The sequence below is a fragment of the Komagataeibacter sp. NFXK3 genome (assembly GCF_054182245.1).
In genome coordinates, this window is the sequence record NZ_JAPIVJ010000039.1 from 5,206 (window position 1) to 7,937 (window position 2,732).

General features: G+C 55.6%; 2 protein-coding genes and 2 pseudogenes. All 4 read right to left on the reverse strand.

Features of this window, described 5'->3' with window-relative positions:
* Nucleotides 1-365: IS110 family transposase (locus tag OQZ28_RS16730; RefSeq protein WP_458136670.1), on the reverse strand; the 365-nt coding region annotated here is incomplete at its 3' end.
* A gap of 438 nt (nucleotides 366-803) precedes the next feature.
* Complete coding sequence (locus OQZ28_RS16735) at nucleotides 804-1,745, reverse strand: LysR family transcriptional regulator (RefSeq protein ID WP_458136671.1); 942 nt, start codon at nucleotides 1,743-1,745, stop codon at nucleotides 804-806.
* 356 nt (nucleotides 1,746-2,101) lie between these two features.
* Nucleotides 2,102-2,278, reverse strand: a pseudogene (locus OQZ28_RS16740) (IS5/IS1182 family transposase); the annotation flags it as partial.
* Between the two features lie 326 nt (nucleotides 2,279-2,604).
* A pseudogene (locus OQZ28_RS16745) lies at nucleotides 2,605-2,732 on the reverse strand (IS481 family transposase); the annotation flags it as partial.

The window sequence follows — 2,732 nt, forward strand, 5'->3', positions numbered from 1 at the left end:
ACCATCGCCCGAGCCTGCTGGCGTTCCGTCTTGGGCTCCACGAAGCGCATCGTCGGACGGCTCGCCGCTTCTGCGATGGCTTCGGCATCGGCCGCGTCGTTTTTCTGCCGCTTGACGAAAGGCTTCACATACGCCGGCGGCACGAGCCTCACGTCATGTCCGAGCGCACCGATCGTCCGGGCCCAAAAGTGGGCTGTCGCGCACGCTTCCAACGCAACGATGCACCGTGGCAGCTTCGCCAGGAATGTCGTTACCTGAGCGCGCGGCAGCTTCTTGCGGAACGCTACGCTTCCGTCTGCCCGAGCGCCGTGAAGCTGAAAAACCCGCTTTGCAAGATCAAGGCCAATAATGGCAACTCCGTCCATGGATGCCTTCTCCTTCCCGTGACGTTGAACAACAACATCACCTTGGCACATCTCGCGATGCCGTCGGGAGCGGGCATCCACCCCATCAGTTCTCAGTGAAAATCAACACTCGATCACAGCCTCGACCAACTGTAAGCTACCAGTCGCAGGCATAGGCGTAGAACTAGTCGTAGACATGGAACCCCGGCGTCAGACCAACGCCACCAGCCTATCCCGGACCGGCAACGCCGCTAACCCACGGGGTCTCCTTGCCGCTTACCAAGCGGCGTTGATCTCGATCCAGATATCTCACGACGATTGGCCCTGACGGGCCAGTGCGCAATGGCACACGCCAGCTATGTGGAAAGCGCGCGTGCCATGGCGCACACCCTCACCAACTGGCCTGGTTTTGCTCCGCCGCCATGGCCGATTTTTGCGCCGCCGTTGACAGGTTTAGAGTTATAGGTCCTGACGCACGAGTGCATAGCCTGGGTGACGAATCAATTTGTCGAAGTTTTGGCAAAGCGTATCAATTACTAGTTTGACGCGAGGGTTGCGATGGCGGGCGGCGCCATATATTGCCCAGACAGATATTTTTTCACTCTCGTTGGCTTCTTGGAGGAGCGGTATGAGGTGACCTTGAGCAACTTCATAATGCACAAAAAAGTTCGGCAGATATGCTATTGCCTCTCCTGAAACTGCATAGAATTTTGCCATCCAATAATCATGAACGCTGAATCGCACATTGTAATCGCCAATCCGCTGTCCGTCTGTGTCTTGAAGTAGCCAAGGCTCCGCTATTCCCTTGCGCGTATATTCTATGCCGGGCATTTCCCTTATATCCTCAACAGAATTAGGGGTTCCTAGCCGCTGCAGAAGTAGCGGACTAGCGTAGGCGCGATACCCAACATTGCCTAGTTTTCGACAAACGTGATGAGATGATGGGGCAGTGCCAACAAAAATAAGGCAATCAAATTCTGTTTGTTCTGGCAATGGAGTGTCACTAGGGTACATTCGTGTTTCGAAGGATAGCCCCGGATGCTCTCTTGCCAAGTACAAAGTTGCTGCGCCAATAATGCTGGTCCCAAACTCCGCACTTCCTAATATCCTCACTTTACCATTCAAGGAGCTATGGGCACGTTGAGCCGCACTTGCAGCCAGTTCGATGCTGTCAAATATACGGCCGGTATTATCTAGAAGGGCACGTCCAGAATCTGTGAGCTGCAAGCCTCTCTGAGAACGATGAAACAACTCAACTTCCAGCAAATCCTCCAGGCGGCGGATGCTGTGGCTGAGCGTTGACTTTGGTGCGCCGGAAATCATACCGGCGCGCATCAGGCTTCCCGTCCTCGCGACATGAACGAAATTGCTGATATCCTTGAATTCAACTTTGGTCGTCATGGCGGCCTGTGCTTTTCCAAACCTCGAACGGAAGGTCTGGTCAGTTGGTTTACTCCGGGTGGCAACGCGTTGCTACCAAATTATGACAGCGTTCTGTCTTCGGCAGGCGAGGTTAGCACTTTGCTGCCATTTTATGCAAGGGTGACAACAAAAATAGCTACTTAAGTAGCACTTGGTGGGGATTCCGCCCGAGAACGCTAAAGCGTGAGGAGGGTAGCACTCGGAGACCAACAGGTCGCTGGTTTAGTGCCGCGCTGAAGATGTCATTTTCAGCTCTGCTGCGGCTTTGGCTTGTTCATCTGTTCTGTGTGGCGGGTTTGGTCGGTTTGCGACGTCATCTTCTGCTCAAGCCGGGTCAGCTTTGGCAGTCTGGGGAGATTTCCGGCGGCCAGCGTCATGATGAAGCGAAACCGTGCGCATTCAATGCCGCGATAAACGGTCTGGACGGCGCCTCCGATGGTTTTGGCCCAGCCGAAAGCCTCCTCGATCCGTTTGCGGTGCCTGAGGGGACGAGCGTAGCCCTTGTACCCGGTGAGCGCAAGGGAAGGTGCGGTAAGTGGGTCCGTCGAAACACCAGCGGGAAGGGCGCTGTGCATCAGATAAGCCCATGCACTGCATTCCTTGGGGGCCCCGGCCCGAGGGCCGGAGTGGACAGGCCGAACGAAAGAGCCGCACCAGAGGGCGCGGCAGTTGCTTGTCATCGCTAGAAGACAAGAGGGTTCAGCTATGGGCCGGGGGTAGTCGTGGTCAAGGGCACCGTTGTGTCGTGCCTGCGTCGGCTTCCGGCTGACAATCACCGGGGATGCCGCCCTAGATAACGGCTCGGCTTGGCAGCACAGGGCCTGCGTAGGCACAGGCCCTAGGTGTTTAGTCCCGGGATTTGATGGGTTGGGTTGATGATGAATCGATCTGGTTCTGAAGTCCATATTTTGCAGATGTATTCATAGGGCGTGAGACCGTTGAGGGTTTTGAGCCTTCGCCCGAAAT